At 37.9% G+C, this 24,583-nt stretch carries 19 protein-coding genes; 13 read left to right on the top strand and 6 right to left on the bottom strand.

The window, feature by feature from the left end; all coding sequences use genetic code 11:
- Window positions 1-4: 4 nt before the first annotated feature.
- From PEDSA_RS17115 to PEDSA_RS17100, 4 genes are all read left to right on the top strand, one after another.
- Entirely contained in the window at window positions 5-1,198 is a 1,194-nt protein-coding gene (locus PEDSA_RS17115; protein WP_013634422.1) for a glycoside hydrolase family 88 protein, read from the top strand.
- Window positions 1,199-1,293: 95 nt separating this feature from the next.
- Window positions 1,294-2,952: a beta-galactosidase small subunit-related protein gene (locus tag PEDSA_RS17110; protein WP_013634421.1), complete on the top strand. Its 1,659-nt coding sequence runs from the start codon at window positions 1,294-1,296 to the stop codon at window positions 2,950-2,952.
- Window positions 2,945-5,944, top strand: coding sequence for a glycoside hydrolase family 2 protein (locus PEDSA_RS17105; protein ID WP_013634420.1), 3,000 nt, complete (start codon window positions 2,945-2,947; stop codon window positions 5,942-5,944). The genes PEDSA_RS17110 and PEDSA_RS17105 overlap by 8 nt, the downstream gene beginning before the upstream one ends.
- 28 nt (window positions 5,945-5,972) lie before the next feature.
- A complete protein-coding gene (locus tag PEDSA_RS17100) occupies window positions 5,973-9,800 on the top strand; it encodes a glycosyl hydrolase family 28 protein (RefSeq protein WP_218916221.1) in 3,828 nt (1,275 codons plus the stop codon).
- 156 nt (window positions 9,801-9,956) lie between these two features.
- On the opposite strand, the gene thrC is transcribed toward PEDSA_RS17100, so the two are convergent.
- From thrC to thrA, 5 genes are all read right to left on the bottom strand, one after another.
- Complete coding sequence (thrC, locus tag PEDSA_RS17095) at window positions 9,957-11,264, bottom strand: threonine synthase (RefSeq protein ID WP_013634418.1); 1,308 nt, start codon at window positions 11,262-11,264, stop codon at window positions 9,957-9,959.
- Between the two features lie 172 nt (window positions 11,265-11,436).
- Window positions 11,437-11,766 carry a HepT-like ribonuclease domain-containing protein gene (locus PEDSA_RS17090; RefSeq protein ID WP_013634417.1) on the bottom strand — a complete coding sequence of 110 codons (330 nt, stop codon included), beginning with the start codon at window positions 11,764-11,766 and terminating at the stop codon, window positions 11,437-11,439.
- Window positions 11,759-12,055, bottom strand: a complete 297-nt coding sequence (locus tag PEDSA_RS17085) for a nucleotidyltransferase family protein (RefSeq protein WP_013634416.1) — start codon at window positions 12,053-12,055, stop codon at window positions 11,759-11,761. The genes PEDSA_RS17090 and PEDSA_RS17085 overlap by 8 nt, the downstream gene beginning before the upstream one ends.
- Before the next feature lie 84 nt (window positions 12,056-12,139).
- Window positions 12,140-13,075, bottom strand: a complete 936-nt coding sequence (locus PEDSA_RS17080) for a homoserine kinase (RefSeq protein ID WP_013634415.1) — start codon at window positions 13,073-13,075, stop codon at window positions 12,140-12,142.
- 1 nt (window position 13,076) lies between these two features.
- A complete protein-coding gene (gene thrA / locus PEDSA_RS17075) occupies window positions 13,077-15,527 on the bottom strand; it encodes a bifunctional aspartate kinase/homoserine dehydrogenase I (protein WP_013634414.1) in 2,451 nt (816 codons plus the stop codon).
- A gap of 387 nt (window positions 15,528-15,914) precedes the next feature.
- Here thrA and PEDSA_RS17070 point away from each other — a divergent pair, with 387 nt between their 5' ends.
- The 8 genes from PEDSA_RS17070 (at window position 15,915) to PEDSA_RS17040 (ending at window position 21,822) form a co-directional block, all read left to right on the top strand.
- The gene (locus tag PEDSA_RS17070) at window positions 15,915-16,487 is read left to right on the top strand and encodes an ORF6N domain-containing protein (RefSeq protein ID WP_013634413.1); all 573 of its coding nucleotides are present in this window, start codon (window positions 15,915-15,917) and stop codon (window positions 16,485-16,487) included.
- A 149-nt stretch (window positions 16,488-16,636) separates the two neighbouring features.
- Window positions 16,637-16,708, top strand: a complete 72-nt coding sequence (locus tag PEDSA_RS20610) for a hypothetical protein (RefSeq protein WP_148233642.1) — start codon at window positions 16,637-16,639, stop codon at window positions 16,706-16,708.
- A gap of 65 nt (window positions 16,709-16,773) precedes the next feature.
- Window positions 16,774-17,694, top strand: coding sequence for a ribosome small subunit-dependent GTPase A (gene rsgA, locus PEDSA_RS17065; RefSeq protein WP_013634412.1), 921 nt, complete (start codon window positions 16,774-16,776; stop codon window positions 17,692-17,694).
- Window positions 17,695-17,855: 161 nt separating this feature from the next.
- The gene (dtd, locus tag PEDSA_RS17060; protein WP_013634411.1) at window positions 17,856-18,314 is read left to right on the top strand and encodes a D-aminoacyl-tRNA deacylase; all 459 of its coding nucleotides are present in this window, start codon (window positions 17,856-17,858) and stop codon (window positions 18,312-18,314) included.
- 359 nt (window positions 18,315-18,673) lie between these two features.
- Window positions 18,674-19,426 (top strand): nucleotidyltransferase, encoded by a 753-nt coding sequence (locus PEDSA_RS17055; RefSeq protein ID WP_013634410.1) that lies wholly within the window; start codon window positions 18,674-18,676, stop codon window positions 19,424-19,426.
- An 11-nt stretch (window positions 19,427-19,437) separates the two neighbouring features.
- On the top strand, window positions 19,438-20,175 hold the full coding sequence (locus PEDSA_RS17050; RefSeq protein WP_013634409.1) for a metallophosphoesterase family protein: 738 nt from the start codon (window positions 19,438-19,440) through the stop codon (window positions 20,173-20,175).
- Window positions 20,176-20,184: 9 nt separating this feature from the next.
- Complete coding sequence (locus tag PEDSA_RS17045; RefSeq protein ID WP_013634408.1) at window positions 20,185-20,511, top strand: nucleotide pyrophosphohydrolase; 327 nt, start codon at window positions 20,185-20,187, stop codon at window positions 20,509-20,511.
- A 498-nt stretch (window positions 20,512-21,009) separates the two neighbouring features.
- Window positions 21,010-21,822, top strand: coding sequence for a DUF4349 domain-containing protein (locus tag PEDSA_RS17040; RefSeq protein WP_013634407.1), 813 nt, complete (start codon window positions 21,010-21,012; stop codon window positions 21,820-21,822).
- 80 nt (window positions 21,823-21,902) lie between these two features.
- On the opposite strand, the gene PEDSA_RS17035 is transcribed toward PEDSA_RS17040, so the two are convergent.
- Window positions 21,903-23,117 (bottom strand): DUF1016 N-terminal domain-containing protein, encoded by a 1,215-nt coding sequence (locus tag PEDSA_RS17035; protein ID WP_013634406.1) that lies wholly within the window; start codon window positions 23,115-23,117, stop codon window positions 21,903-21,905.
- 126 nt (window positions 23,118-23,243) lie between these two features.
- Here PEDSA_RS17035 and PEDSA_RS17030 point away from each other — a divergent pair, with 126 nt between their 5' ends.
- On the top strand, window positions 23,244-24,575 hold the full coding sequence (locus PEDSA_RS17030) for a hypothetical protein (RefSeq protein ID WP_013634405.1): 1,332 nt from the start codon (window positions 23,244-23,246) through the stop codon (window positions 24,573-24,575).
- The last annotated feature ends 8 nt before the right edge of the window (window positions 24,576-24,583 follow it).

The following is a 24,583-nucleotide window of genomic DNA, read 5'->3' as shown; positions in this document are numbered from 1 at the left end:
CAATATGATTAAGAGAACTTTTTTTATAAGCGCTTTAACCTGCCTCATGTTTATGTCCTGTACTTCAAAGGATGATAGTGATATGAATGCTGTTATCGAAAAGGGATTAAACCGAAGTGTAGAGCAAGCGAAATTTTTAGCTACTAGCCTACTGGAAGAACCGGATAAATTACCAAGATACGTCCTTCCAGACGGGACGCTTGTTACTTCAGATTCACATTGGTGGTGTAGCGGATTTTTCAGCGGGGTATTGTGGCAACTTTACGAAGATACGGGAGATGCGTTACTAAAAGAATATGCCGAAAACTATACCAAGCGTATCGAAAAAGAGCAATATTCCCTTGATACCCACGATCTTGGTTTTATGATGTATTGCAGCTACGGACAAGCATTTAGAATCACAGGAGATGAGCAATACAAAAAAGTATTAATACAAAGTGCCAAATCATTGGCAAGTCGTTTCAACCCTAATTTAGGGGTAATCAAATCATGGGACGAAAAACCAAAATGGAAGTTTCCGGTCATTATTGATAACATGATGAATCTTGAACTGTTAGAAGAGGTCTACAAAATGACAGGAGACACACTATATGATAAGATTTCCAATAGTCATGCAAAAGTGACCATGGTTAATCATTTCCGTCCCGATTACAGCTCATACCATGTTGTCGATTACGACACTGTAAATAACAAAGTTGCAAAGGTTGATACCCATCAGGGATATTCAAGCAGCTCGGCATGGGCGCGCGGACAGGCCTGGGGTCTCTATGGTTATACCATGATGTATAGAGAAACAAAAAACAAGACCTATCTGGAACAAGCTGAAAAAATTGCCAAATTCATTTTAAATCATCCTAACCTGCCAGAAGATAAAGTTCCATATTGGGATTTTAATGCCCCTAATATACCAAATACATACAGGGATGCTTCGTCAGCAGCTATCATGGCATCTGCATTAATAGAGTTAAGCCAATATGTAGATAAAAGTTTAGCAAAAGAATACCTTTCTGTGGCGCGTAAGCAATTACAAACGCTAACTTCCGATGAGTATTTAGCGGCGCCGGGTTCAAATGGAGGATTTATCCTTAAACATTCTGTCGGCAACCTAAATGAGAATAGAGAAGTGGATGTTCCTTTAACGTATGCAGATTATTATTATGTAGAAGCATTATTGCGATACAAACATTTAATCCATTAATACCGGCATAAGAAGAAGAGAGCTGCAGCGTTTCCACAACCCTCGGAAACCTGCAGACTCTTATTTTAGAATTACTAATTGTAAATCATAATACCATGAAGAAAATAGGCCTTTTTGTTTCGCTGTTCCTATTTAGTTTTTGCTCCCTATGGAGTCAGACCGCTCGTGAAGAAATTAACAGAAATATAGATAAGGCGGGAGGCAGTTATTATGCTTATACGACAGAATTTATTCCGCAAACTCAGGCTCCAAAGGGATACAGTCCGTTTTATATCAGTCACTACAGTCGACATGGGTCTCGCTATCTCACCAAGGATGTCCATTATACTCGGATAGTCAACGTATTTGCGAAAGCGCATGAACAGTCTGCTTTAACAACAATAGGCGAGGACACCTATAAACGATTAAAGGAAGTTATGAAAGAGGCCAATCTTCGTGCCGGAGACTTATCTTTAGTAGGCAAACAGCAACACCGTGATATTGCTAAACGCATGTTTACGTCATTTCCGGAAGTATTCAAGCAGAAAGACCCGATGTTCAATATAGACGATAAATATCTGCGTATGGTGGATAATGGATGGGATGGTATTGTTAACTCCTATAGAAATCCAACCCGTGACTATTGGGAAATAAAAGCGGTATATGCTCCCGTGTTTGTAGCTGTAGAAAAACTTAGTTTTATAGTAGGTCAGGATTCTATACCGATCCCTGTACGCAACGACTTTGACTATACTGATCTTTCGGACGTACGTGTGCAATGGCAAATATATGAAGATGAGTTACTTTTAGACAAAGGATTTTCTTCACTACATGGCGCGCCTCATGCGACAAGCACTATGCATCTTCCTCTTACTAAAATAAAAACAGTAAAACCAGGAAAAACCTATTATTCATGGTTTATTTTCCTCCGCAAAGACGGATCTGAAATTACACGATGTGCAGTCGAACTATGTGCTCCAGAGCAGCAAGAAGCTATAGAAACATATAGCGTAAAGCCAATCGTAGATAACAGTAAACTTTTAACTATAACGGTTGGTCATACAAAATATGTATTTGATCCGAACTTAGGTCAACTCATAGCCGCCCAGCTGGATGACTCGAAAATAATTGAAGGAATCTCTCCTACTATTTGGCACGATCTCGATCCCAATGAACGTTATGCATTTGGAGCGGCAGAGCTAAAAAAAGCAGTGAATCTTAATCAGTACCAACAAAAAGTGACCGCATGGAATGTGGAAAATAAGGCTGATGACAAAGTTATTCATGCACAGGTTGAATACATGATAGACCAAAACAATCGCTTTACTGTACAGTATAAATATACAATCAAGGGTAATGGCCTATTAAATATTCATTATGAATTACGACCCCAAGTCCAAATAAATAGACTACCGCTTGTAGGGATGGATATAAAAATGACAGGTATTAACGATCTGAAGTGGTTAGGATTAGGTCCTTATGATGCATACCCTAATAAACAGGCCGCGCCAATCTTCGGAACATGGAAATGGGATGGTACGGCTGGAGTAAAACGTACACGTTGGATTGAATCTTCGGAAGGTCCAGCTCGCATTCAAATATTTAATAATGGTTATATCGAGTTAAAAGAAGCGACTTCTAATAAAATTTCTGTATTGACAGACGTGTATGCTCGTCCGGAAAAACAACGTCCTGCAGATAATAGTTTTCCGGAACTGCGTACAGACCATTCTTATGTTGGTGAATTTGATATAGTATTGAAAAGCAATGAATAATCCTAGAAACAGGAGTGCAAGCCTCCTCATACTTATCTTGCTGGTCGTATCAACAGCGCTTCAAGCGCAAAACCGACAAAAATACAATTTCAACTCCGATTGGTTATTGAAAGTTGGCGATATTCCCCATGCAGAGAAGTCCAATAGTACCGACGCTGATTGGAAGAAAGTAACGCTACCGCATGCATTTAATGAAGACGAGGCGTTTAAAGTGGATATTCGTGATCTGACAGATACGGTGATGTGGTATCGTAAGCATTTTGTTCTTCCTCAATCAGCCAAAGGTAAAAAGATATTCATAGAGTTTGAGGGAGCTCGGCAAGGAGTAGACGTTTACGTAAATGGAAAATATGTAGGTTTACATGAGAATGGAGCGATGGCTTTTGGTTTCGACCTAACCGACTTGGTAAAAGTAGGTTCTAACGTCATTGCTGTGCGTGTAGACAATAACTGGGAGTATGAAGAACGTGCTACAGGCGTCATGTATCAATGGTGTAGCCGTGGCTTTAATGCCAATTACGGAGGCCTGACCAAGAATGTATGGCTGCATGTCACCGATAAGCTCTATCAAACCCTACCGCTCTATAGTAATTTAAAGACTACGGGTGTATATATCTATGCAAAAGATATCCGGATCAAGTCACAAAAAGCAACTATACATGCCGAATCAGAAGTTAAAAATGAAACGGGTAAGGTACAGACTGTCGGATATCGGGTAGAGCTTATCGACCGTGACGGCACTTTACTAAAAACTTTTAATGGAGAAAGCAAAGTCATGCAACCCAATGAAACAGCACTATTATCCGCGGAAGCTGAAGCTGAGGGTTTGCACTTTTGGAGTTGGGGTTATGGTTATTTATATACCGTAAAAACTACATTAACGGTCAATGGAAAACCAATTGACGAGGTAGTAACGCGTACAGGTTTTCGCAAAACCCGCTTCGGGGACGGAAAGATATGGCTAAATGACCGAGTACTGCAAGTGAAAGGATTTGCCCAACGTACCAGTAACGAATGGCCCGCCATCGGTTTGTCTGTTCCTGCATGGTTAAGTGATTACAGTAACGGTTTGATGGTCGAAGGGAATGCCAATCTGGTTCGTTGGATGCACATAACGCCCTGGAAACAGGATGTAGAGTCTTGCGATCGTGTGGGTTTGATTCAAGCAATGCCTGCAGGCGATGCGGAAAAAGACGTTGAGGGTCGAAATTGGGAGCAACGGCTATTCCTCATGCGTGATGCAATCATCTATAACCGCAATAACCCAAGCATTCTATTCTACGAATGTGGAAATGAATCCATAAGTCGCGAGCATATGATAGAGATGAAGCAAATACGTGATTTGTATGATTTGCATGGTGGACGTGCTATTGGAAGCCGCGAAATGTTAGATATTCCCGAAGCAGAATATGGTGGCGAAATGTTTTATATCAATAAAAGCGCCAGCCACCCAATGTGGGCTATGGAATATTGTCGTGATGAAGGATTAAGAAAATATTGGGATAATTACTCTTATCCATATCACAAGGAAGGTGTAGTAAATGAGGCTTATTATGCGTCATTACGAAAAAAAGTGAATCGACCGGAAGCTTATAATCATAATCAGGATGAGTTTACGGTAGAAAATGTACTTCGCTGGTTCGAGTTCTTTCGTGAACGTCCCGGAACAGGCACCCGCGTAAGTTCAGGTGGTGCGAAAATTATTTTTTCCGATACCAACACCCATTTCCGTGGCGAAGAGAATTACCGTCGTAGCGGTGTCACCGACCCGATGCGCATATTTAAGGATCCCTATTTTGCACATCAGGTAATGTGGGACGGCTGGGTAGATATCGAAAAGCCGCGTATTTATATTGTGGGGCATTGGAATTATGAAAGCGATGTCGTGAAACCCGTATACGTTGTTGCAAATACAGATAGTGTCTCACTTTTTTTAAATGGCAAAGCCTTATCCGGTGCCAAGCAAGATGCGCAGTTTCTCTTTACCTATCCTAATGTAGCTTTTCAAGCAGGAACTTTAGAAGCTATTGGCTATAACAAAGGGAAAGAAGTCGCTCGCTATAAGATGGAAACAACCGGCAAACCGGTGGCTTTGAAACTGACTGCCATAGAGAATCCAAAAGGCTGGAAAGCGGACGGTGCAGATTTATTACTTGCACAGGTAGAAGTTGTCGATGCACAGGGACGTCGTTGTCCATTAGCTAATGACCTGGTAAGCTTTTCTTTGGAAGGTCCTGCAGAATGGCGTGGCGGCATTGCCCAAGGTCCAGACAACTATATTCTGAGCAAAAACTTGCCCGTAGAATGTGGAGTCAACCGGATATTAATTCGTTCAACCACTACAGCTGGTAAAGTGATTTTAAAGGCTAAAGCGAAAGGATTGGAAGATGCCGAAATTGTATTTCACACCTTACCTTTTGAAACCAAAGGCGGTTTAACGCCATGGATTCCCGCTAACCATCTGGAGGGGCGCTTAACACGTGGAGAGACACCACAAACACCATCTTATAAGGATTCGAAAATTGATGTGCCCATTCTATCTGCTGTCGCGGGGGCCAATACAGATCAGGCTATAAAGAGTTTTGATGACAATGAACTGAGTGAATGGAAAAACGATGGAAAGCTGTCGACAGGCTGGATCACCTATCACTTACAACGTATGGCTCGAGTCGATGAGGTTTGCATGAAACTAACAGGCTGGCGCCAACGGAGCTATCCATTAGAAATTTATGCAGGAAAGGAGCTGATATGGAGTGGAGAAACTGACCGTAGTTTAGGATACGTACATTTGCCGGTAAAACCAACGATGACGAAAGAGATAACCATCAAGCTTAAAGGCTCAAGTAAAGATGAAGACGCTTTTGGCGCTATTGTAGAACTCGTCGAGCCTGTGGCCGGCGAGCTCGATTTGGTTAAGGCTGAAAACGCAGACAAAGCAAACCATGAACTCCGTATTATTGAAATCGAATTCAAAGAAAATTTATTACCATAGAAACGCGATCTAACAAAACATTATGAATATGATGAAGCTAAAAAATTTATTTCTCCTTTTTATTATGCTATTGGCTATTCCCATCGCCGGATTTACCCAAACCGGGTGGGATTACGTGAAGGAGATTGAAAAAAATATAAAAGCGCCAACATTTGCCAATAGAAATTATAATATTCTTCACTTTGGGGCGCAGAAAGGAGCAGTAAAAGACTCCCGACCGGCTATCAACACAGCAATTACTAAATGCAGCGACGAAGGTGGAGGACAAGTCACCGTCCCTCCAGGAAAATATTTTATTAAAGGACCAATTATATTTAAGAGCAATGTTAATTTATATCTGTCAGAAGGTGCTGAATTGATATTCAGTCACGATGAAAAAGACTATCTACCCGCTGTGCTGACCCGATGGGAAGGAACCGAAGTGTTTAATTACTCTCCGCTGATATATGCCTATCAGGTCGAGAACATAGCAATCACGGGTAAAGGTATATTGAATGGCCAGGGTTCTAAAAATATCGCTAACTGGAAACCTGAACAGAAAAAAGATCAGGCACTCATTCGCAAAATGGGACGCGAGGGAGCTCCTGTATACAACCGTTTATTTGGCGAGAAGCACAAGCTTCGCCCTGCTTTTATAGAACCTTTGAATTGTAGAAATATACTTATTGAAGGCGTTAGAATTATCGATGCTACATTCTGGGTTATACACCCCATCGGATGTAATAATGTGACTGTTCGCAATGTTTCTATAGATAGCTTTAATGCGAACAGTGATGGCTTTGATCCAGAATCGACAACCAATGCATTAGTCGAAAATTGTCACTTCCGTACCGGAGATGATGGAATAGCGATCAAATCAGGGCGTGATCAGGATGGATGGAGAATTGGTCAGCCTACCGAAAATATAATCGTACGCAATTCTACTTTCGAAAGTCTGGCAAGTGGCGTATGTATTGGCAGTGAAATTTCCGGGGGCGTACGTAATGTATTTATCGAAAACATAAAGATCCCAAAAGCCAGTAATGCGATTTACTTTAAGTCCAATCTGGACCGGGGCGGATATATGGAGAATACTTGGATACGCAATGTAAACATGGATTCCGTGGGGACAGCTATCCGGTTCGATCCCGATTATAAGTCCGAAAGTAAAGAGAATTATGCTACACGCTTTAATAATTTCACCATAGAAAATATAAACTGTGCATATGCTTCCCGCAGTGGGATTGAAGTCAATGGCTTTAAAGATATGCCCATTACTAATGTAGCCTTAAAAAATGTAAGAATAACAAAAACTCCGGTCAGTCATGAAATAAACAATGCCCGTGAGGTATCGTTACAACAGGTGACGGTAAATGGTAAAGAAGTTAAATATAGCCGAACAAACAAAACCATCTCCTTAAACGGAATATGGGATGTAGCATTGACGGATAAACAACCAGATGCTTACCGCTCCAAAGTTCCGGTTCCGGGAATATTAACTATGTCCAAACCTTTGGTTGCCGATGGCTTACATGGCAACGATGTGACAGATAATGTGGGTTACAACTACGTATGGTATCGTTTTGGATTTGATGTGAATGAGGAGAGCTATCCATCCGCATTGCTTAAAATCCGAGCGAAGTATAATGCCCTCGTATTTCTAAACGGCAAAGAAATAGGATTCGATAACCATTGTACCTATTCGCATGCCGAATTTGATATCAGTAAAGCTATTAATTACAACGGACACAATGAATTAGTCGTTCGTGTAGGAAGCTGGAACACGGCTTCCTCTCCTTCCAAAGAAAACAGTTCGGAATGGTGGCGTAATACAAGAGCTCCAGGAATATGGGATGATGTTTCCATCGAACTGAGCAACGCGATCACCATAAAACATATCAAAACGCTGCCCGACATCAAGAATAAATCTACGCAGTGTGCTATAGAAATTGCAAATAACGGCAATGCAAATACAGATTTAATTGTAACCGCATCTATCTTTGATGGAGACCGGATTATTAGCCAGCAAACTGCAAACTGCAATAGTGAAAAAAATAGTAATCAGTCTACATCGTTGGATCTGCCTTCCGGCAAACTGCAGTATTGGAGTGCCGGCAAAGAAGGAACGCCTAAACTCTATCGAATGAATGTGACGATCGCAGACAAACAGGGAAATATCCTTTCAGACAAAAGTGCGATGTTTGGTTATCGAAACATAGAGGTTAAAGGTAAAGATGTGCTACTGAATGGAGAAAAGGTAATGTTCCGGGCTGAAAACATAGCCTTCGTAAGAGCATTAAACCGTTGGCAGGATGTGATGTTTGATGAAGCATGGATTCGAAATTTTTTACGTACAGCTATTCAAAAATATAACTTCAACTACCTGCGTATTCACTTAGGGCATGCCTATAGTAAGTGGTACGAGATCGCCGATCAGGAAGGCATCATGTTACAGGACGAATGGCGCTATATGCATGATGATGAGCCTGTAGGAAAAGATCTTGAAGACGTTGAAACAGAGTTTAAACGCTGGATAAAGCAAAATGTCAACCATCCGTCTATAGTAGCCTGGGATCAGGAAAATGAGGGTCATGTAAGACTTGAAAAACTTAAATCCGAACTTCGAAAATATGATCCTACCCGTCTTTGGTCAGAAGATGATTTTTATGCTAAGCATATATATGATTATTCAGAACAGGTAGTTCCGGCGCCTTATTTTGAACAAGCGACCGACCGGCCGTCAACCATACTGGAATCATGTCGTTTGTGGACGAATGAATTTGGACTCTTGGAGCCACGGGAGAATTATAAAACAAGCAGAACAGCTAGTGGTTGGGGCGTGTTTTATTTCGACAAACATATCATAGGGCAGTTACTCGCAGATTTGCATGCCGATATAGGAACTTACCACCGTAAGAACCGTCTGCAGGCATGGGCGCCATTTGCCCTTTTAAGTGGCTGGATCAACGGACAAAACTTTCTATTGGGTAATATAGCCGATTCTCTGGTAGCACAACCTAATATGAACCTGTCTCTGATCAGGTTAAATGAACCTATTGGCGTTTCGGTCGACATGCTGCAATGCAGGGAATGGTATGCTCAAAAAACAATTTACAAGCCAGGTACGAACTATATAAAAGATGTCGTGGCATGGAACGATTACGGGAAAGATATCGATGTACAGATCAACCTGAAAATTAAATCGTTGGATGGCAAAGAAATCAGCAATCAACAAACAAAATTAAGCATACCTAAGTATGCATCTGAAACGATAAAGATGAATTTTAAAGCTCCTGCAAAGCAAGGTGCTTATCTGCTAGAGCCGGAAATAGTGTTTGAAGATGGAACCATTACACTTGGCCCTCAGCGTAGAATAATGGTCGGCTCAAAAATTGACAAAAAGATGGATGGCTATATGGCTTTTGGAGGTAAACGTACGCCTATAGAAAACGGAGAATCATGCATCCGAAATTTTATTGGAATCGACCCACCAGCTAGCGTAGCAGAAACAATAATAAAAACAGCTGCTGGCGGATTATTGGATCGATTATCAGTCGAAAACGATGTGTATATCATGCAATCAACCTCATATAAAAATATAAATGAGTTTCTGGTGACTACAACTAAGATTAATCAAAAAGGCGAAGTGCTTGCTAAAGAAGAAGCCAGAGCGGTAAACTATGTGGACCTTCCGGAAATGGTAAAAACAGTAATTGCCGAATTAATCGGCGCGGTACCTGTAGATGAATCCAGAATAATGGTGAAGAAAGAAAAAGGCTATACCAGCTATGATGTTAGACTAAATGAAAGCGCTATACGTTGTAAACTTTCTGTCAACGATGATGGCACGATAAGAGATAAAAAAGTTATAAAATAGTTTAAGTTTTAGACTGATATCTATACAGGTGTTTTCTTCTGGTTATTAAAACCTAAATAGCTATCACTAAAAGTAAAAATCCCTTAAAGCAATTCATACTTTAAGGGATTTTTGCTGTAACCTAAAACTTAATACTTACAACTTAACACCTACAACTCAAACCTCTCCCAACAAATAAGCTTTAAAATCTTCGAATCTCTTAGTCATTGGTTTCTGCTGACGTTCTTTATGGTATAATTCATCTACAGAAGAAGGTATTTCGTACTGGATATTCAATTCCTCAAAAACATCAGGAAATTTACAAGGATGCGCTGTAGACAGCATCACGTACGCATTACCCTCAGTTTGATTGCCGGCAGCTTTATCAGCCTCTATAGCTAAATAAGCAGTGGCTGTATGAGGACACATGATGTAACCCTTTTCCTGATATACTTTAACGATAGCCTGCTTTATTTGCAAATCATCAAAAGCTATAGATGAAAACTCTTTTTCCAGTTCAACTTTATCGTTTCCATACAAATCAAGGATACGTACAAAGTTACTCGGATCGCCTACGTCCATTGCATTTGCTAATGTCTGAACACTCGGGCGGGCAGTATAAACGCCTGTTACTAAATACTGAGGAACGATATCGTTGCTGTTTGTAGCTGCGATAAAACGCTTTACAGGCATTCCCATTTTATGAGCAATCATTCCGGCAGCAATGTTACCAAAGTTTCCGCTAGGCGTAACAAAGGTTACGTCTTTAAACTCATTTTTTAAACGAGCATAGCTGTTTGCGTAATAAAACATCTGCGGAATTAATCTGCTGATATTAATCGAGTTTGCAGAAGTCAGATTGTATTTTTCGTTCAGTTCTCTATCAAGAAAGGCTTGTTTAACCAGAGCCTGACAATCATCAAAAGTTCCATCTACTTCCAGTGCTTCAATATTATTTCCGTTGGTAGTTAACTGCAACTCCTGGATCAAACTTACTTTCCCCTTAGGATAAAGGATAGTCACTTTAATTCCCGGAACATTCAGGAAGCCCAAAGCAACAGCACCTCCTGTATCTCCGGAAGTAGCAACCAGAATACGAATTTCCTTTTGTTCCTGTTTCAGGAAATGAGCCATAATCCGGCTCATAAATCTTGCTCCAAAATCTTTAAAAGCTAAAGACGGGCCATGGAACAATTCCAGCACAAAAACATCTTTATCCAAAGGAACTAATGGAGCTTCGAAATTTGCAGCTTCATCTATTATTGCTTTCAGATCTTCAGCAGAAATATCATCTTTTAATAATTCGTAAGCTAAATCAAACGCAATTTCCTGCAATGATTTCTTATCCCAATTAGCTATAATTTCTGCATCTAACTGAGGTAAAAAAGTAGGCATATATAAACCTTTATCCGCTGGCAAGCTATTGAAAACCGCTGTTTCAAAATCTACTGATAAGTTATGGTTTTTGGTACTGTATAGTTTCATTTTTATTTGAGATATAAGTATTGAGATGTGAGATATGAGAATGTAGCTAAGGCCATAACTCAATCTCTCTTTACTCTTTGTTCTTTAATTTTTATTATAGCCCTCGTTTAAAACGAGTAAAATTGGCTAGAACGATATATTTTTATTAAATCCTCGTTATAAAGAGGCAATTTTACAGAATACTAGCAATTTGTTTATTCAGTTCCGGAATTTTATTTTTCACCACATCCCAAACAATAGTATAATTTATTCCGAAATAGTTGTGTATTAACCTATCCCTCATGCCTGCCATATTTTTCCATTCAATAGCATCAAATTGCAATTTAAAGTCTGATGGAATTTTCTTACTGGCTTCACCTATAATTTCTAAACTCCTTACTATAGCTCTTTTCAATGTTTCGTCCTCTAAAAAAGCATCAAAACTTAAATCTCTTGTTACCGAAATTACATAAAGAGATTCATCTCGAATATGCTTTAAAAATTCTTTTGGATCTTTAAGCATACAAAACGTCATTTAAAATTTTTTGACCAATATAAGGGCTTAGACCATTTTTCGTAACGACATCAATTTTATTACCTTTAAACACTGTTTCAAAAAGGTCATAAACTGCCATATAATTATCGAAATTCTCCTGATCAGGTTCAAAATCAATTAGCAAATCAATATCACTATCTTTAGACTGTTCACCATAGAGATAAGAACCAAACAAACCAACAGCCTTAACACCAAGGCGAGTCAATTTTGCTTTGTTTGCTCTTAACACATATAATATTTCCTCTTTGGCTTTCATAATTCTGCTAAAAACAAAAATACTAAATTTTATTTTCCTTGCTTCCAGACCATCTGCCTGATACTAAATACTTGCTACTCTTAACTATTCCAACACAACCGGTCCTTCGCTGTTTACTTTCGATAGATAAATATTGCTTTCGATTCCCTTTTCCTTTAAGAACGCTTTCAATTGATTTAAGACTTTCTCTGCATCTTCTTTATTTCTGTACAAAGAAAAAACAGTTGGTCCTGACCCTGAAATGCCAAAACCTAAAGCGCCATTTGCTAAAGCTTGTTGTTTCATACTGTCAAACTCAGGAATTAAGATCGATCTAACCGGTTCTACAATTACATCTTTCATTGATCTGCCCAACAGATCATAATCATGTTGATATAAAGCACTTACCAGCCCTGCAATATTCCCCCATTGTACAACCGCATCTTTTAATGCGACTTTAGAACGGATAATCTGTCTGGCGTCACGCGTAGGAACATCCACATGCGGATATAATAACGCACAATACAAATCCGGTACAGGCAATTGGATAACCTCTAAAGGCTCGTAGCTTTTAATCAATGTAAAACCACCAAACAAAGCAGGTGCTACATTATCTGCATGTCCGTGACCGCAAGCCAAAGCTTCGCCTTCCATCGCAAACGGAAGTAATTCGTGTTTAGTTAGCGGACGTCCCAACAATTCGTTAATAGCAAAAATACCCGCCACGGCACTTGCCGAACTTGAACCCAGTCCACTTCCCAAAGGCATCTTCTTGGTTAGCTTTAACTTTACCCCTAAATCTTCCTTGCCTAAATGCCTTAAAATACTTTTTACACAGGCGCTAACTGTATTTTTATCTGGGTCTAAAGGCAGTTTACCTTCATCTCCCTCAATTGATGCGATTACAACACCAGGTTCATCACACAATTCCATATATAGTTCATCACCCGGTTCGTTTACTGCAAAACCAAGGATGTCAAATCCGCACACCACATTGGCAACAGTTGCCGGTGAAAAAACTCTAATAGATCTCTTGCTCATATTATTCCGCTCCAACTTTTACCAAATCAGCAAATACGCCCGCAGCTGTAACTGCAGCACCGGCTCCAGGGCCTTTAACAACCATTTGCGTTTCGCAATATCTCTCTGTTGTAAAAGCGATAATATTATCACTACCAGATAGCGAGTAGAACGGATGTTCCGATCCCACTGCTTGCAGATTGATGCTCACTTTACCGTCTTCCAGTTTACCGATATATCTCAGCACTTTACCTTCTGCGGCTGCATCATTTTTCAATTTCTCAAAATAATCATTAGACACTTTCAGCTCCTCGTAAAAAGCATCTACACTTGGTGCTTTTGCACAATTTTCTGGTAAAATAGCTCCCAATTCAACATCCGATGACTCTAAAGCCAAACCACTATTTCTTGCCAGAATCAGCATCTTACGCATAAAATCAATTCCACCTAAATCATCACGAGGATCTGGTTCTGTATAACCTTTTTCCTGCGCTTGTTTTACAATATCATAGAAAGTAACATCTCCTTTGAAGTTATTGAAGATGAATGAAATCGTTCCTGAAAGTATAGCTTCGATTTTTAGAATTTTATCGCCACTAATTATCAAATCGTTTAAAGTTTTGATAATTGGAAGCCCCGCACCAACATTAGTTTCGTAGAAGAAATCTACACCATGTTTTTGTGCCGTTGTTTTCAGCAATTCAAACTGTTTGTACGCACCAGAATTGGCAATCTTATTACAAGTTACTACCGAAATATTAGATTCGAATATCTCTTTATAAAACTGTGAAGGAGCCGGAGTTGCCGTATTATCTACAAAGACACAATTTGGTAAATCCAAAGATTTCATTTGGTTTACAAAGCCTTCCAAACTAGCTTGCTCTCCTTTTTCATTCAGAATATTCTCCCAGTTTTCCAAATCTATTCCATCTGCATCAACAAACATTTTTCTGGAATTACTTAAACCAATAATCTTGATATTGATCAGGTTATCCTTCACCAAAGAAGCATGGTGATTTTTGATTTGAGTCAATAACTCTTTGCCGATATTTCCAACCCCTACCACGAAAACATGTAAAGTCTTTTGCAGTTCAGCAAAAAACGCATCATGGACTGCATTTAATGCTTTTGATAAATGATCATGATTAATGATTACTGAGATATTATATTCTGAAGATCCCTGCGCAATGGCAACTACATTAACCCCATTTCTGCCCAAAGAGGAAAACAGCTTTCCGGAAATCCCCGGAGTTTGTTTCATATTCTCTCCTACGATTGCCAGAATAGATAAATCATTTTCTATGCGTATAGGCTCCAGCTTACTAGCTGCCAATTCCAGTTCAAACTCCTGTTCTATCAATGATTTGGCAAGAATGGCATCCTCTGGTGCAACAGCAAAAGTAATAGAATGCTCTGATGAAGATTGAGTTATTAAAATAACGTTCACCTGCTCGCGGGACAACAAAGAAAACAATCTTCCGCTAAAACCCGCTTTTCCAACCATTCCACTCCCCTGAACATTCAGAATACTTACATAGTCTACGGAAGAAATACCTCTGATAACAGTATTAGAAGGCTTATTATCATGACGGATAAAAGTTCCTTCGAAATGCGGATTAAAAGTATTTTTAATGACAATTGGAATCTTCTTCAAAAAAGCAGGAACCATCGTTGGCGGATAAATCACTTTCGCTCCGAAGAAAGAAAGCTCCATTGCCTCAGTATAAGAAAGCTCGTCTAAAGAAAATGCCTTTTTCACCCTTCTCGGATCCGCAGTCATCATACCGTTAACATCAGTCCATATTTCAATTTGGTTGGCATTTAATGCCGCACCAATAATTGCAGCAGTATAGTCGCTACCGCCACGGCCCAAAGTCGTTGTTCTATTTTGATTGTCGCTGGCAATAAAACCAGTAACTATCGTCAATTCGTCCCGATGATTGTTAAAATAATCCTGAATAAGCAGATTTGTCTGATCGAAGTCTACATGCGCATTTCCAAAAGAACTATCAGTTTTTATTAACTGAGTTGCATCCAGAAATTCGGTATTCTCATGAAGCGTACGTAAAATTCTGCTCAACATAAATGCAGAGCATCTCTCACCATAACTCAATATGGCATCTTTGGTTTTCGGACTTAATTCTTTCAATGCAGTTACGCCCTGCATTAGATCTTCCAGCTCCTGAAAATAGATCTTCAACGTTGTGAAAACCTTATTTTGCTGTTGAATAGGAATTAAAGACTTTACTACCTCAAAATGCCTTGCCTCTATAGCCATTAAAGATCTGGAGAAATCTATCCCTTTTACCGCATCTTCCGCCGTTTTAATCAAGAGGTTCGTTAGACCACCCATTGCAGAAACCACGACAATAATACGCTCTCCCTGCTCCAGATTAGATTTTACAACACCGGTTAACGCTTGCAAAGCTTCTACCGATCCTACTGATGTACCTCCGAATTTTAAAACTTTCATCTTTATTATTACGCTTTTTAATGCGACCAGAACTAATCATAAAAAAAGCGCCTCCGGTTTCAGGGAAGGCGCTCTATATATTTTTAATTTATTTCAAGCCAAAGACTACCTTCCTCTATGCATTAAGCGTAATGGTTGTGGTAATGATTGTGCCTGTAATAAATCTTCTCATTGCTTAGTTAAGTAACATTTCTATTTTATGCGCCAAATCTAAGATTTCATTTTGCCAAAAGCAAACATTTTTGAATTTTATCGTTTTTAAGGAGACAAAGAAACTTATCTGGTTGACTATAATCCTTCATCATCAAATTATTATACAACAAATAGCTCTTGTTTTTAATTCTTTTTTTAGATTAACCTTAATCTAACCGAATCACAAAATCGCATATGGCTAAATCTACAACAAACAAGCAAGAAGTCATTATCACAGAAGATATTATCCTTAATAAAATATATTATATAAGAGGACAAAAGATAATGCTGGATACAGATTTAGCAGAACTTTACGGAGTAGAAACCAAACGATTAAAAGAACAGGTGCGCAGAAACATTAATCGCTTCCCCCCTCATTTTATGATGGAGCTTACAAGAGAAGAGTATAATAATGTTTTAAGGTCGCATTTTGCGACCTTAAAACATGGCAGTCATTCAAAGTACCTCCCATTTGCCTTTACAGAACATGGTCTACTCATGCTTTCTAATGTGTTAAGAAGTGAGCAGGCTATTAATATGAGTATTAAAATCATAGACGTTTTTGTTAAAATGCGAGAAATGCTAAACAACAATATAGAGCTCAAGCTTGAAATTGAACAGATCAAAAACATCATTTCTTTACAAAACAAAAGACAGGATAATCAGGACAAAAACATAGAATTAGTATTTCAATACTTGGATGAGTTAACAGAAAGGAAAGAGCAACCTCCACAGGAAAGAAAAAAAATCGGGTATAAAGAATGGTAAGAAAATCTTGCCCTACTATTACAACAATAGCACAACTAATTTACCTGAAGACACTCTAAAGTTCCTTAGAAGAGAAGAAAAGCTTCCTCCCAAATACAAATCTCATCTATTTTAAAGGCCTATAGGAATGTCACACTCAACCTGATTGGTTGCCGATATGGAAACAAAACCACAAAACTTATTCTCTGATTAGAGCAGGCAAGCATTCAGATCTTTTTTAAGAATGTATAATTATAGCATAAAGTTTTAAATACCTCATTTTACTTTTTCAGTATCTTTACCCACAATGCAGGGATTAGTCACAAAATCAACCGGAAGCTGGTATAGCGTAATCGCTGAAAACGGCGAACGCTATGAATGTAGAATCAAAGGAAAACTAAGAATCAAAGGAATCGTAAGTACCAATCCGGTAGCCGTTGGTGATATTGTGACTTTCGAATTGGAGCCTGATCAGGAGACAGGTGTGATCAGTAAAATCGAGCCTCGTAAAAACTATATCATCAGAAAATCCATTAACCTTTCCAAACAGGCACATATTATTGCTGCCAACATGGATCAGGCATTTTTGATAGTTACTTTGGCTTCCCCAAGAACTTCTTTAGGCTTTATAGATCGTTTTTTAGTAACAGCAGAAGCTTATCATATTCCTGCAACGCTTATCTTCAATAAATTAGATCTATTTAGCGAAGAAGGTCTGGATATTCTGGAAGATTTTATGTCCATCTACGAAGACATTGGCTATCCATGTTACACTGTTTCTGCAAACGATGGAACCAATATAGATCTCATAGAAGATCTTCTCAAAGATAAAACCACGTTATTCTCTGGTCATTCCGGTGTTGGAAAGTCAAGTTTAATCAACAAACTTATTCCCAATCTTGAAATTAAAACCGGAGAGATTTCTGACTGGAGCGACAGTGGAAAACATACAACCACTTTCGCAGAGATGTATGATTTACCTTTTGGTGGCAAATTAATTGATACACCCGGCATCAGAGAACTGGGAGTCTTTGACATCGATAAAAAGCAACTGGCACATTATTTCCCCGAGTTCCGCGAGCGTATGCACGATTGCAAATTCAACAATTGTGTACACATTAACGAACCTGGCTGTGCGGTTTTGAAAGCCCTTGAAGACGGAGAAATAGAGCCTTCAAGGTATGACAGTTATTTAAGCATCTATAACGGCAACGAGACGAGGAATTAAGAAAAGTCGAAAGTCCGTTAGATTAATGGTCCATGGTGAATAACGGGATGAAATCGTTCATTGGAAAACTCTTTGATAAAAATCCAAGCACTAACGAATAACCATCTGTCTACATACCTGATACTAAATACTTGATACTATCCAACTCATGAACTAAAACTATGAGAGCAGTTATACAACGTGTTTCTGAAGCTTCCTGCAAAGTTGAAGGAAAAATAACCGGAGCTATTGAAAACGGTTTTTTAATACTATTAGGCATTTCTGAAGAAGATACCGAAGAAGATTTAAAATGGTTAGCAGCTAAAATTGCCAATATGCGTGTATTCGGAGATGAAAACGGATTAATGAATAAATCAATTTCAGATATAAACGGCAATATTCTATTAGTTTCTCAATTCACGCTATTAGCCCAAACAAAAAAAGGAAACCGGCCAAGCTTCATTAAAGCTGCCAGACCCGATAAGGCGATTCCATTGTATGAAAAAATGGTAGCAGAGCTTACTATATTAACCCAAACAACTATCGAAACGGGGATTTTTGGTGCCGATATGAAAATCAGCCTGGTTAATGATGGCCCTGTAACTATTATTATGGATACTGCAGATAGAGAAAGGCATTAGAAGAGGGAACATAGACATACTCTCCCTCTTCTAAACACCAATACGCTAATTCTTAGGGATCGATCATGCTTAAATCTGACAACTAATTGCCGCACTACCACTGCTGCAAACTAGATATATTGCTAAGCAGCAAAACACCTCCGTGTAGGTGTTTTCTTCAGAAAAAATATCCTCTTATTAAACTATTCTTAAACGCTTCCTTGCCAAATTAAATTTTAGGACGGTTTTTTGTTATTAATCATCTAAATGATGATCTGCTATGTGGATTCTGATTTAAAATCATACAAATAAAAGATATTCTATTTGTAAATGAATGAATTGCGTTTTTCACTTTCTACTTTTCACTTTAGACTTTATATATGATTACAACTACCGAAAAACAAAGAGAAGAAGCTCGACTATTTTATAAAGAAGCGATATTAATTCTTAAAGAATCAGGCATTCCATTTATGTTGGGAGGCGCTTTTGCTTTAAGAGTGCATACAGGCGTACATCGCGACACTAAAGATTTGGATGTTTTCTGCCGTCCAAAAGACTTCCATAAAATACTTAAACTTTTTGCAAACCATGGTTTCCAAACACAGCTTACAGATATCAGGTGGCTAGCCAAAATCTTTAAAGGAGAGTATTTTGTCGATATCATTTTCAGCTCAGTAAACAACATCTGTACAGTAGAAGACTCTTGGTTTACCCATGCAGTAAAAAGTGAGTATGCAGACGAAGAAGTGCTGTTTTTGTCTCCAGAAGACCTGATATGGTGTAAACTATATGTACAAAACAGAGAGCGGTATGACGCCGCCGACATTAATCACATTATATTAAAAACGGGCAAACAATTGGACTGGGAGCGTCTTTTAGAGAGATTGGACCGACATGAACATTGGCACCTGCTACTTGCCCAGCTGGTTATTTTTCAATTTGTCTATCCATCCGATTTTCAGGAAATAATTCCCGAATGGATATTTAAAAAACTGCTAAAAAGAATGGAAAGCCAATATAAACTACCTTCAACAGTAGTAAAAGTATGCCGTGGGCCTATTATAGATCAAACACAATACAGCATAGATATCAAAGAGTGGAACTATAAATCACTCACCATTATGACAACGTAAATCGAATAATTATGGCTAAGAAAAAGACAAGGATTGCAGCTGTGGCTGATATACACATAAAAGATTCGGACAAAGGAAAATGGGCGGGACATTTTAAATACATCTCAGAACATGCAGAGATTTTAATCATTGCCGGAGACCTTACCGATACCGGAGACGAATCAGAAGCTGTGATTTTATCCGAAGAATTAAAATCATGCAAGATTCCGGTAGTAATGGTATTGGGAAACCACGATTATGAAAAGAACAGAGAAAAATTAATCCGGCAGGCATTAATTAACGAAAACGTCCATATCCTCGACGGCGAAGCAATAATTATAAATGATATCGGTTTTGCCGGAACAAAGGGCTTTGGAGGCGGATTCGATAACCATATGCTTTCTATGTTTGGTGAAAAAGCGATGAAAGAATTTGTTCAGGAAGCAGTCAACGAAACGCTTTTACTTGACAGGGCATTGGCAAGAATAGAATCCGAAAGACCGGATATCAAAAAAATAGCTATTCTTCACTATGCTCCTATTTCAGAAACCGTAAAAGGAGAAGCTGAGACGATCTATCCTTTTTTGGGTTCCTCCAGGCTTTCAGAACCCATAAACCGCCGCGAAGTAACTGCGGTTTTTCACGGTCATGCTCATAAAGGAACCTTCAAGGGAAAAACAACAAATGGAATACGAGTATTCAACGTTGCAAAACATATTCTTTTAAAAGAAGGCTATCAGGAACCTTTTTTTATTTTTGATGTAGAATAATCAAAAATCATGACAATAAAAGAAGCCCAGGAATTGGTAGACAAATGGATAAATACCACCGGAATCAGATATTTCAACGAACTGACGAACACCGCTATTTTAATGGAAGAGGTTGGGGAGGTTGCCCGGATCATGTCCAGAAAATATGGAGAACAATCTTTTAAAGAATCAGACAAAAAAGTAGACTTAGGAGATGAAATGGCCGACGTTCTTTTTGTGCTGGTATGCCTTGCCAATCAAACCGGAATAGATCTGACGGCAGCTCTGGAAAAGAATTTGGAAAAAAAATCTATACGGGATGCAGAAAGACATAAGAATAACGAAAAATTAAAGTAACTTAGATATAGCCTAACTGACCAATTATAAACTTCTTGTTTTTTTATTCCTGAAAAATCCCACTATTCATTCTCATAGCATACCTGCAATTTTCAAAAGTCCGTGAAAGTCTGCTAAAGTCCATGAAAGTCCGTAAAACTCCGTTCATGCTTCGGGTCCGCTTGCACTCCGGTTCGTATTTGCTTCGTAAATGCATCGTACCTGCTTCGCAAATGCTTGCATTAATCTTGCACTATGTTTGGGAAAATCTCCGACTCAATTTCGGCGGCTGCCGAAGCCCACTCGAACAATTCTCGAAGGAATGTCGGAACTGGTATTTCTCCATCTCAGGCCAGAGTAGTACCTGATCCGCAGAAAACACACAGTAAAAATAACTGATGCCATTTAAATAATCCTGAGAAAGTGAGATTTAGCATTGTAAACCGATCTAAACAATCCGACACAGACAATAGGAAGGTTACCTTTAAATCCTAAAAGGTATTTATATAAAAAAAGTCTATGAAAAGTGTATTTGCTATCCTGGTTCTGTTTTTATTTTATTCGTGTAATACTCCTTCTTCTAATTCTCAATCAGAAGATAAAATAATGGAATCGGAGATTTCTTTGGCTGCTCCTGCTATTCCAAACGGGAATAATACCCAACCAATAGACTCTACACTCAAAGTTATAAAATCAGCCAATCTCTCTTTCGAGACAGAGGATAGCAACAGAGCTATTCAAAAAATAAATGAAATTCTGAAATCTCTAAAAGGTTATACGGAACAAGAAGATAGCAATGCCTCCGATAATCAGTTATTCACTTCGATTAAATGTCGGGTTCCCTCCTCTCAATTCGAAAGTTTTATTGGGCGATTAGAAGGTATCCCTGCAAAGATGACAGGAAAAAATATTCAACGGTTGGATGTGACCAAAGAATATATTGAAACGGAAACAACTATAAATGCACAAAAAGAATTACTTAACAGATATGTTCAATTGCTGGCCAAAGCAAATAAAATGAGCGACATGCTGGAGATAGAGAATAAATTGAGCGAGCTAAAAACAGCTATAGAAATTTCCCAAAATCGCTTTAACTCATTAAAAAAGCAAATCCGCTATAGCGAAATACAGATTAACATCACTTCATCAAGTAGTCAAATTACCAGAAACTCTTTCGGATCTGATATTACCAATGCATTTTCAAACGGCATAGATCTTCTGAAGAGTCTTCTGATCGGAATAATAACTTTATGGCCGATTTTGATTGTTGTTGGGGCTCTAACCCTCATCTACAAAAGGTATAAAAGACATAAGATATCCAGAAAATTATAAAGGGATTGGCTTACAAAAAGTTTCACGTGAAAAATGTCTCTAAGTAAACTATCTAAGGCTTAAGCTATTCTCTAATTACATTATTGTATCAATGGAAAGTATTTATTTTGAAAAATATTCGGCAGTAAGTTAGTTATCAAAACGTCTTCGCTGTATTTGATATACTGAGTGGTCCCTTCAACTATATTCCCTCTGGATTTAAGGGTCTTCTGCTCTTGAAAAATTATCTTGAATATGTCTGTCATATCCGTTAGATTATCACTATTAAATTTAACTCCTGCATCCACATAATTTCTGATTTTTTCTCTTAAACCATCCACACTAAGCCTTTCTCTTGCAGTTGCTTTTATAAAAAACAGTTTAGATTCATCAGTTTCCAACTCGAGAATTACTAACAGATGTTCCCAAGTGACTATATAAGCAAGTTTACCTGCTAATTCTTTTTCGAAACTTTTTGCAAATACACTAAAAAAATTAATCTGTCCTTCTATAAAGCTCTTACCATATTCTTTGGCAAAATCGCTTGACAAATTAAAAAGTTCAGATTTCTTATGATTGCCTTCTTTTAATCTGTAATTTATAAATTCACCAATTTCATAAAAAGCGATATTCAGATATCCATTAAGAAAACGTGTCTGATTCGCTTTGAATTCTTCTATTATCTTTATGATATCAGATATTACACCTAATTCTTCTACTTTATTCACAGGATCAGAAGTCATTAACAAATAGTAACCATTTGAGGAATCAGGTTTAAAAAGATTAGGAAACAAAAGTTTCCCCTGTTTCTTCTGAATAAAGCCGTGATGTAGCATATCAGACTTCCATTTTGAAAAACCTCTCTTGAATCCCTTGAACTTTTTGCCATTTAAATCCATGCTGTTAAGCCTCTGTTTCAATTCATTGACATTAAGCCCTTCTCTGATAGCAACTTCCATCAGTAAGCATCTTGATTCATAGTCCTCAAGATCAAATAGAAGCTGGATGTGCTCCCATGAAAGAAAAGATGAAAATACTTCCACTATGGCTACATCGGGAAAGTTATCTGCAAACAACTTCATCCGGGATATATTTTCCAAAGAGAATAAAGTTCCATAATAAACAACAAACTCATTGGAAATCCGTTCAATTAATTGTTTTCCTTCCTGATAGTGAAGTTCTTCATCATTTATCTTCTTTCCGATGTTCCAAAAAAGATTTAAAATACCATAACAGGCAAGACTTAGCATTCCATAATGTCTTTCCTCTACTAGAGTTGAAAGCTCTTTTTTCTTATCTGGATTATAATTCTGCATTGAAAAGACAAAATTCCATTTACAATTCCCCAATTTAACGCTTACAACTTTTAATTAAACAAAAATCTACTACTAAATTTCTTTTATGAATTTTAATTTAACTTTACTTCGCTAAACCACCAATAAATGTCTACACAGAATTTAATTAAATTCAAAACAACAAGCGTTATCAAAAACCTTTTAGTGGGAACACTATTTTCTATTGCATTAATAGGGATAATACTCCTAATTTCGGGTAGATTTCGGGTCAATGCATATTTAATCTCCATTATACTATTAGCTAGTGGTATAGTAATCTCATTCTTTGTTTCGTATGTATCTAATGATGAAACAACGTTGTCTTCTGATGATATAAATCTTTATTTTTCGACTGAAACCTCGTTAATCTATAGCATCAAAGATAAAGTGTTGCAAAAAGAAGAGATTAAATGTTTTCAAATAACACCTTCTAAGCTTTATGATTATCTTGTGTTTTATTTTTTTGACAAAAAGCCTTGTGTCATTGTATTAGGAAGAAATGAAACCACATTTACTACGGAGATAGAAGAATTGCTAAAGTCAGAAGGGATAAGATCATTAAAAGATTCGAAACTTATATCGGATTTCAGTTTTTCCGAAGTATTTAAAAGGAGTTTTTTTGATCATCTTTTTTTTGGAACGACACTTATTCTCATACAGTTTTCCATTATTCTTTTATACAAACATATACTTCATGAAATTTATCAGGTTACGCCACTGAGTATCGTAATATCCACCATCTTAATCTGGTCACTTTACAACAAATATTTCAAAAGAAAATGGTCTACAAATATACGATGGAGCTCTGTTTTTGGCGCTTGTTATATAATGACTTTCTTCTCTCTTATTTTAATAGGTCTTTGCAGTAAACCTATTGATACAGTTACAAGCAAACCTATACATATAAAGAACATTACCGAAGCTCAAAAGAACAAAGCGGAACGCTTTTTTGTTGTAGATCAATTTGGTTTCGAGAAAAATAAGGTTGGATTTTATCAATCCCATTCTAAAAACAGTAAATCAGGTACCCACACAATAAAAAATGTCTTTTCTATTCCTTTCAAAACTCAGGACATAAAGAGAAAAAGATATTCTTATTGGACCAGTTTAAGTTTTGAACATTCATTTAAAAAAGCTTCTCAGGATTATCTTATCGAATTGAAGCGGAGCGATTTTGAAAAATTTAAAAATACTATGGATAATCCTATCGGATTTTTTGAACTTGTCCATTATGCCCCAGAAGGCATTTTGAAAGATAAACTATCTTTAGAAAGCGTAGAATCTACATGGCAATATATGTTACCTCTCTACATTTTTAAGCCCCAGTCAGAAAGTTTTGAAGATTATAAACAGAAAAAAACTGAATTCCTTTTCTTTTTTCTCATGGGATTAATCTTTGTAAGCGCACTAAACGGATTTATTTACGCTAAGTCGAGATGATTTAAAAA

It is taken from the genome of Pseudopedobacter saltans DSM 12145, from assembly GCF_000190735.1.
Taxonomy (GTDB): Bacteria; Bacteroidota; Bacteroidia; order Sphingobacteriales; family Sphingobacteriaceae; genus Pseudopedobacter; species Pseudopedobacter saltans.
Note: the sequence above shows the minus strand (reverse complement) of the source record. Positions and strands in the feature narration are given on the sequence as shown.

Bases quoted from the DNA above. Each gene is read 5' to 3' on its own strand.
- PEDSA_RS17115 (WP_013634422.1), top strand. From the start codon at position 5: ATGATTAAGAGAACTTTTTTTATAAGCGCTTTAACCTGCCTCATGTTT.
- PEDSA_RS17085 (WP_013634416.1), bottom strand. From the start codon at position 12,055: ATGAAAGCCAAAGAGGAAATATTATATGTGTTAAGAGCAAACAAAGCA.
- thrC (WP_013634418.1), bottom strand. From the start codon at position 11,264: ATGAAACTATACAGTACCAAAAACCATAACTTATCAGTAGATTTTGAA.
- PEDSA_RS17105 (WP_013634420.1), top strand. From the start codon at position 2,945: ATGAATAATCCTAGAAACAGGAGTGCAAGCCTCCTCATACTTATCTTG.
- PEDSA_RS17030 (WP_013634405.1), top strand. From the start codon at position 23,244: ATGTCTACACAGAATTTAATTAAATTCAAAACAACAAGCGTTATCAAA.
- PEDSA_RS17040 (WP_013634407.1), top strand. From the start codon at position 21,010: ATGAAAAGTGTATTTGCTATCCTGGTTCTGTTTTTATTTTATTCGTGT.
- PEDSA_RS17070 (WP_013634413.1), top strand. From the start codon at position 15,915: ATGGCTAAATCTACAACAAACAAGCAAGAAGTCATTATCACAGAAGAT.
- thrA (WP_013634414.1), bottom strand. From the start codon at position 15,527: ATGAAAGTTTTAAAATTCGGAGGTACATCAGTAGGATCGGTAGAAGCT.
- PEDSA_RS17110 (WP_013634421.1), top strand. From the start codon at position 1,294: ATGAAGAAAATAGGCCTTTTTGTTTCGCTGTTCCTATTTAGTTTTTGC.
- PEDSA_RS17080 (WP_013634415.1), bottom strand. From the start codon at position 13,075: ATGAGCAAGAGATCTATTAGAGTTTTTTCACCGGCAACTGTTGCCAAT.
- PEDSA_RS17090 (WP_013634417.1), bottom strand. From the start codon at position 11,766: ATGCTTAAAGATCCAAAAGAATTTTTAAAGCATATTCGAGATGAATCT.
- PEDSA_RS17100 (WP_218916221.1), top strand. From the start codon at position 5,973: ATGATGAAGCTAAAAAATTTATTTCTCCTTTTTATTATGCTATTGGCT.
- dtd (WP_013634411.1), top strand. From the start codon at position 17,856: ATGAGAGCAGTTATACAACGTGTTTCTGAAGCTTCCTGCAAAGTTGAA.
- PEDSA_RS17045 (WP_013634408.1), top strand. From the start codon at position 20,185: ATGACAATAAAAGAAGCCCAGGAATTGGTAGACAAATGGATAAATACC.
- rsgA (WP_013634412.1), top strand. From the start codon at position 16,774: ATGCAGGGATTAGTCACAAAATCAACCGGAAGCTGGTATAGCGTAATC.
- PEDSA_RS17055 (WP_013634410.1), top strand. From the start codon at position 18,674: ATGATTACAACTACCGAAAAACAAAGAGAAGAAGCTCGACTATTTTAT.
- PEDSA_RS17035 (WP_013634406.1), bottom strand. From the start codon at position 23,117: ATGCAGAATTATAATCCAGATAAGAAAAAAGAGCTTTCAACTCTAGTA.
- PEDSA_RS17050 (WP_013634409.1), top strand. From the start codon at position 19,438: ATGGCTAAGAAAAAGACAAGGATTGCAGCTGTGGCTGATATACACATA.